General features: G+C 72.0%; 7 protein-coding genes. 5 read left to right on the top strand and 2 right to left on the bottom strand.

From position 1 onward, the window contains the following. The first annotated feature begins 369 nt into the window (after positions 1-369). The 5 genes from AB0D04_RS25795 to AB0D04_RS25775 all read left to right on the top strand — a co-directional run bounded on the left by AB0D04_RS25795 (position 370) and on the right by AB0D04_RS25775 (position 4,235). Positions 370-1,011, top strand: a complete 642-nt coding sequence (locus tag AB0D04_RS25795; RefSeq protein ID WP_362707641.1) for a hypothetical protein — start codon at positions 370-372, stop codon at positions 1,009-1,011. Beyond that, positions 1,011-1,805 carry a hypothetical protein gene (locus AB0D04_RS25790; RefSeq protein WP_362707638.1) on the top strand — a complete coding sequence of 265 codons (795 nt, stop codon included), beginning with the start codon at positions 1,011-1,013 and terminating at the stop codon, positions 1,803-1,805. The genes AB0D04_RS25795 and AB0D04_RS25790 overlap by 1 nt, the downstream gene beginning before the upstream one ends. Then, positions 1,802-2,707, top strand: coding sequence for an ATP-binding cassette domain-containing protein (locus AB0D04_RS25785; protein ID WP_362707635.1), 906 nt, complete (start codon positions 1,802-1,804; stop codon positions 2,705-2,707). Before AB0D04_RS25790 ends, AB0D04_RS25785 begins: the two co-directional genes overlap by 4 nt. A gap of 65 nt (positions 2,708-2,772) precedes the next feature. Next, the gene (locus tag AB0D04_RS25780; protein ID WP_362707632.1) at positions 2,773-3,210 is read left to right on the top strand and encodes a DUF2511 domain-containing protein; all 438 of its coding nucleotides are present in this window, start codon (positions 2,773-2,775) and stop codon (positions 3,208-3,210) included. A gap of 62 nt (positions 3,211-3,272) precedes the next feature. After that, positions 3,273-4,235: a hypothetical protein gene (locus AB0D04_RS25775; RefSeq protein WP_362707630.1), complete on the top strand. Its 963-nt coding sequence runs from the start codon at positions 3,273-3,275 to the stop codon at positions 4,233-4,235. Positions 4,236-4,329: 94 nt separating this feature from the next. On the opposite strand, the gene AB0D04_RS25770 is transcribed toward AB0D04_RS25775, so the two are convergent. Beyond that, entirely contained in the window at positions 4,330-5,088 is a 759-nt protein-coding gene (locus AB0D04_RS25770; protein ID WP_362707626.1) for an ATP-binding cassette domain-containing protein, read from the bottom strand. Positions 5,089-5,215: 127 nt separating this feature from the next. Then, a complete protein-coding gene (locus AB0D04_RS25765) occupies positions 5,216-6,019 on the bottom strand; it encodes an ABC transporter permease (protein WP_362707623.1) in 804 nt (267 codons plus the stop codon). Positions 6,020-6,078: the final 59 nt, after the last annotated feature.

The following is a 6,078-nucleotide window of genomic DNA, read 5'->3' as shown; positions in this document are numbered from 1 at the left end:
CTCATCGGTTGTCCGGTGCGGAGCACCAGCATCATCTCGTCGAACAGGCGCTGGACGAGGGCGACTTCATGAGCGTCCCCGCCCCCGTAGGGGGAGGGAGGGTGCCGGGGGGTGGGGGCGGGTGTGTGGGTGGGGTGGGGGGCGCGCAAAGCGGGCGAAACCGGGCACCGGCGGACCACCGCACCGGCGGACCACCGCACCGGCCGCGCCCGACCGTCTGCGCCGCGCCGGCGAACCACCACACGGCGCACCACCGCGCCGGCCGCATGCGACCCCGCTTCGCCCGCCCGTGAACCGCCGCGGGCCGGAATGCTACGTACTGTCCGTACCGCCCGCTGTCCGCGGGGATCGCATGGGAGGAAGTGCGCAATGACCACTGCGACATGGTGGCCCCACGAGGTCCGCCGCTGCGGGCGGCAGGCCTATGTCCTGCCGGTCCTGGCGGCCCTCCTGGCATATGGGGCGGTGGCCGCGCGCGCCGGCGACGGCATGCTGCTCGGCCGTGCCCTGCTGACCTGCGCGCCGCCCACCGCCGCCGCCCTGGCCTGCGCGGCCGTGGTCGCCCGGGAGTCGATGGTCGAGCTCCATCTCTCGCTACCCACCGCCTACGCGCGCACCGTCGCCCACCGCCTGGCCTGGCCCGCCGCCGTCACCGGGGCCGCCGCCTCCGCCGTGACGGCCGTACTGGCCGCCACCGGCCACCGGCTCGACCTCGCCGTCACCGTCGTCGAACTGGCCGGGCTGACGGTCCTGCTCGGCGGCTGCGCGGTGTGGGCGACGGTACGGTTCGGCTCGGCCGCAGCCGCCACCGGGCTGGTCGTCGCGCTCGTCCTGGCCAAACTCCTGCTGATCGACCGGGTGGTGCCGGAAGGGGCAGCGCAGGCCGTGCCCGCGCTGCTGGCCGGCGGCTGGCTGACCACGCTGGCGCTGCGCGCCCTTCAGCCCGGCGGCCGCCAGGGCACCCGCCTCGGCCATGACTCCGGCCCCCGCTTCGGCCCCGGGGAGGCCTGATGACCACCCTGATCTGGACCCTGCGCTACGAAGCCCTGATGGCCGCCCGCCGAAAGGCCGTATGGGCCGCCGTCCTCCCGCTGGCCCTGCTGAGCCTGCTGCTCGCCGCCACCTCACCCGTCGTCACCGGACACCACGACCCGGCGGCCAGAGCCGGCGCGGCCGCCGTGCTGGTCAACACCCTCTGCACCCTGGGCGTCGGCCTCGCCCTCACCGACCGGCTGCGCCGCTCCCTCGAGGCGCGTGGCATGCCCGAGCTGCTGACTGCCACCCCCGCCAAGCAGCCGGCGCGCACGGCCGCGACCCTGATCGGGCCGCTGCTGACCGCACTGGCGCCGGTCGTCGCCCTGTTCCTCCTCTACGGAGTGGTGATCTCGGTGACCGCGGGATCGGCCGCGCCACTGGCCTCGACGGTCGTCGCCCTGGTGGTCGCCGTACTGCCTGCCGCGCTCCTGGTGACCGCGTTCGCCGGGCTGCTCGGGGTGCTGATGCCGGTCGCCGCGGCGCGCGCCGTCACGGTCGTGGTGTGGCTGTGGGCCCTGCACTTCCCGCCGCGGTTCTCCCCGCTGCCCACTGCCACCGGCACGGTCCTCTCCCCGCTCGGCGGCTATCCGCTGGTCGCCTGGGCGCACGCCCCCGAGGTCTGGGCCAACCGGCAGGGGACCGGCCCGCTGCGTCCCGAAGTCACCGACGCCGCCGCCCTGTTGAACCTCGTCCTCGTCCTGGCCATGGCCGCGACCTGCTACGCCCTCGGCCATCTCGTCGTCCGACTACGCCGACACGGAGCATCATGAACATCACCACTGAGCGACTGACGAAGGTCCACCCCGGCGGCCGCCGCGCGCTGGACGCCGTCGATCTGCATATCGAACGTGGCACCGTCGGACTCCTGGGTGCCAATGGTGCGGGCAAGACCACGCTGCTGCGTATCCTCACCGGCGTACTGCGGCCCACCTCCGGGCGGGTCACCGTCGCCGGTCACGACCTGTCCACCAGCCACGGCCTCACATCCGTCAAACGCACCCTTGGCTACCTCCCGCAGGAACTGTCCCTCTACCCCGACCTGACGACCCGTGAGTTCCTCGACTACATCGGCGTCCTCAAGGGCATCCGCGACAAGCGCACACGCCGCGCCCAGGTCGAGGCCAAGATCGCTGAGGTCGGCCTGGAGGACCGCGCGGGGGAGCGGCTGGCCGGGTTCTCCGGCGGGATGAAGCGCCGCGTCGGCATCGCCCAGGCACTGATGGGCGACCCGTCCGTGCTGATCGTCGACGAGCCGACCACCGGACTCGACCCGCACGAACGGATGCGCTTCCGCGCCCTGCTGGCCGGGCTCGGCGGCGGCCGTACGGTCCTGCTGTCCACCCACATCCTCGACGACGTCGCCCAGACCTGCCCCGAGGTCGCCGTCCTCACCGCCGGCCGGCTGGTCTTCCACGACACCACCGCCGCGCTGGTCAGCCAGGCCGCGGGATGCACATACGTCCTCAAGGCGGCCGGACCGCCGCCCGGCGCGGAAGTGGTGAGCGCGGTGACCACCGCGGAGGGGCCCGAGTACCGCATCGTCACCACCGACCCGCCCGCGGGGGCGCACCCGGTCGAGCCGTCGCTCGAGGACGGCTACGCCGCGCTCCTGTGCGCCGACGGAGGGACCCACGCACCAGGACTCTCCAATCCTTCACATTCCGGGAGATGAGGGAGGGCAAGCAGCGCAGCCCGGTCCCACCACGCAGGCATTTCCGACAGGGAGGCAGCCACCAAGTGACCACATACACCCGACAAGCTGGACCCACCCGATCCGCCCGATCCGCCCGGTCCACGCGATCCGCCGGCGTCTTTGCCCTGGCCGGGCTGGCGCTGCTGGGCCTGACGGCCTGTGGGGGCGGCGGCCGCACCGAACCGCACACCACCGACCCCGTACCGCTGCCCAGCCCGACCGCCACCAAGCAGAAGATGGGCGAGAAGAACCTCGGCTACACCTGGCCGCTCAAGGTCGACCACGGCATTGCCGAATGTCGTAAGGACAACCAGGCGGTCTTCACCGCCCCTGACGGCACCACCTACGCTCTCAACGACCGTGCCCGTAATGCCGGATACCGCGCCATCGAGCCGTTGCGCGCCTCCGGTGACGACGGAGACAAGGTGAGCCTCGGCTCCGTGCTCAGCAAGACCCTCAAGCTCTGCCGCGCCGCTCACTGACCCGAGCCGGCCGGCCCACACACCACCAAAGGAACACCGCACGAACGCACCACACGGGGGGCATGACCATGCAGCATCAGCACGCCTCGTCGGCCACTGGGCTTCACTTTCTGGCCCAGTCCGGCCTCCGGGCCCAATTCGAGTCGCCACACTCTCCGCTCGGCGGGCTCCGCCCAGGTCTGGACCGCGTCGATTTCGTCGAGGACGCGGATCTGACCGCCCCCGGCATCGCACTCGACCTCCCGGTCCTGATGCCCGTCACCAGCGAATTCCAGGCCGAGGGGCTGCGCGACGTACGGGTGCGGCATCCCCTCGCGCTGCTCGTCGCCGTCACCAACGACGTTTCGGGTCACCAGACGTACTACGCCATCCGTTCCGGCGCGAACTTTGTGCTCAACCTCGCCATCCCCGGGGACCGCCAGATCGACATGCTGTACGCGCAGTGCCGGGCGCACTGCGTGGCCGGCGCCGTCGACGGCTCCGCCGCCTGGCTCCGGTCCGTGCCGGGCGAACACGGCGGCCACCATGGTGCGGACGACAGCGGCCCCGCCTTCAGGGAGTCCTTCCTCGCACCGCGCGGCCCGTCGTCGCACGGGTTACGGGGCCCGGCCCCCGCCCTGGCCGATACGGTCGCCAGGGCCCGGTCGGCGCTCGATCCGCCCTCCGGTCCGGCTCGTGGCGCCACCCCCGATCCGGCTTCCGCCCCCGAACAGCCCCGCAATCCCCAGCCATCGCGCAATCCCCAGCCACCGCAGACTCCGCAGAGCCCCCAGCCACCGCACCACCCGTCGGCACCGCACAGGCCGCCACCCGCGCTGCCCGACTGTGACCGGGAACTGCTGCATTCGCTCTGTACCTCGGCGACCGTGTCGGAGATCGCACGGCGCCATTACTGTTCCGAGCGGTCGATGTACCGCCGTATCCGACGTCTCTACGACGACCTCGGCGTCACCGGCCGGGCAGAACTGCTCTCGCTGGCCGCCGGCTGGGGGCCAGCCGATCGGGTGCCTGCCCGCGCCGGCTGAAACGCCGTCCGACGGCCCTGCGGGTGGCCGTCCGGGCGGCCCCGGTGGCGCGTGCCACCGGGGCCGTCGGCCGTTCTCCGACGCCGGTCCCGCATCAGCGGATCCCTGCATCCGCGGTTTCCAGCAGCCGGAAGAACCCGGCCTCCACATCGCCGTCGAGGGCCAGTCCCGCCAGCGGTCCCTCGAAGCGGGTACGGCCGGCCACCAGCACCTGCACCCGGTCGCAGACCTGGGCGACCTCCGCCAGCTGATGGCTGGCGATCAGCACCGCCACGCCCTCCCCGGCCAGCGAGCGGATGATCCCGCGCATTTCCCGGATACCGACCGGGTCCAGACCGTTGGTGGGCTCGTCCAGCACGATCAGCCGCGGCTTGGCCAGCAGCGCGACGGCGATCCCCAGCCGCCAGCGCATACCGAGGGAGTACGCCCCGACCTTCCGGTTCCGGGCCTCGGTCATCTTGACCAGCCGCAGCGCCGGTTCGATCCACTCCTTCGGCACCCCGCGCAGCTTGGCATGCACCCGCAGCGTCTCGTCACCCGTCAACGTCGGCCACAGCCCCGGGACCTCGATCAGCGCGCCGACATCCGCCAGGGACTCCCGCCCCACCGGCCGGTCGAAGATCTCGATACTGCCCGAGGTGGGCCGCTGCAGTCCCAGCAGCGCCTTCATCAGGGTCGTCTTGCCGGCGCCGTTCGGCCCGAGCAGGCCGTAGACCTCGCCGACGTGGACCGTCAGATCCACGCCGTCCAGGGCGCGGTGCGCGCCGTAGTGCTTGTGCAGCTCACGGATCTTGAGGGCCGTCGGCATCTGGCCGGTCGGCATGCCGGAGTACCCCGGCGTCATCGCGGTCATCGTCGGATCTCCTTATGGCTCGTCATACGGCGCGTCGTACGGCTCGCCGCACAGCTGCTCGTACGCCTGCTCCCACGGCTGCTCTTGCGGCCGGTCTTACGCCTCGCGATCTCTTCGCGGCTCATGCTCAGATCTCTTTACGGTTCATGTGCAGGCTGCCGAGCATCAGCAGGACCGCGGTCAGAGCGGCGGCCAGGCCAACGGCCAGAGGAATGGCCGACGGGTCGGTGACCGGACTGTCCTTCGGCAGCGGCACACCGTTGGGTCCGATCCCGGCCAGCGGCAGCACCACCCGCATCGGCCAGGCGAACGGCACCGCGTACCAGAAGACCTTGTCGGAGATCAGCGCCCCGGACAGCAGGCCGGCGACACCCACCCCGATGCTGGGCCCCATGCCCCACATCACCGCGACCAGCACCGACAGCGCGGTCATCGAGAGCCCCACCAGCCACGGCAGATAGACCGCGGCGACGACCGTGCCCATGGCGTCGGGGAACTTGCCGCTGAGCATTGCGCCGAGCGACAGCATCACCAGCAGCACCGTGGACGAAAGGAAGCCGAGCACGCCCAGCGCGGCCACCTTGCCGACGAAATAGCGCCCGCGCGGGACGCCGTACGACAGCAGCAGCCGCCAGGCATCCTGGTCGGCGCGGACGGACAGCGCCGCGGCCAGGCCCGCCGTCATCGGCACCAGTACGCCCCAGAACTCCAGCGTCACATTGCGGAACACCTCGAACGTCTGGCCCGCCTTGGCCTCGGAGGAGCCGAGCGATCCCAGGAAGAGCGGGACGGTGATGATGACCGGCGCGAGGAGGTGGTACCAGGGCACAAAGCCCCGGCGGTTCCGGGCGAGCTCGGTGCCGAGCACCGTGCCCAGCGAGGGGTTGTCGCGCTTCCCCGCAAGAGGCGGGGCGAGGGTGTCGTGTGTCATGCGTTCTCCCACGGGTGGCATCCGATTACGCCCTGTACGTAGCGGCGGCCGACGACTCG

It is taken from the genome of Streptomyces sp. NPDC048483 (genome assembly GCF_040651455.1).
Taxonomy (GTDB): Bacteria; Actinomycetota; Actinomycetes; order Streptomycetales; family Streptomycetaceae; genus Streptomyces.
This window is presented reverse-complemented; position numbering and strand designations above follow the sequence as displayed.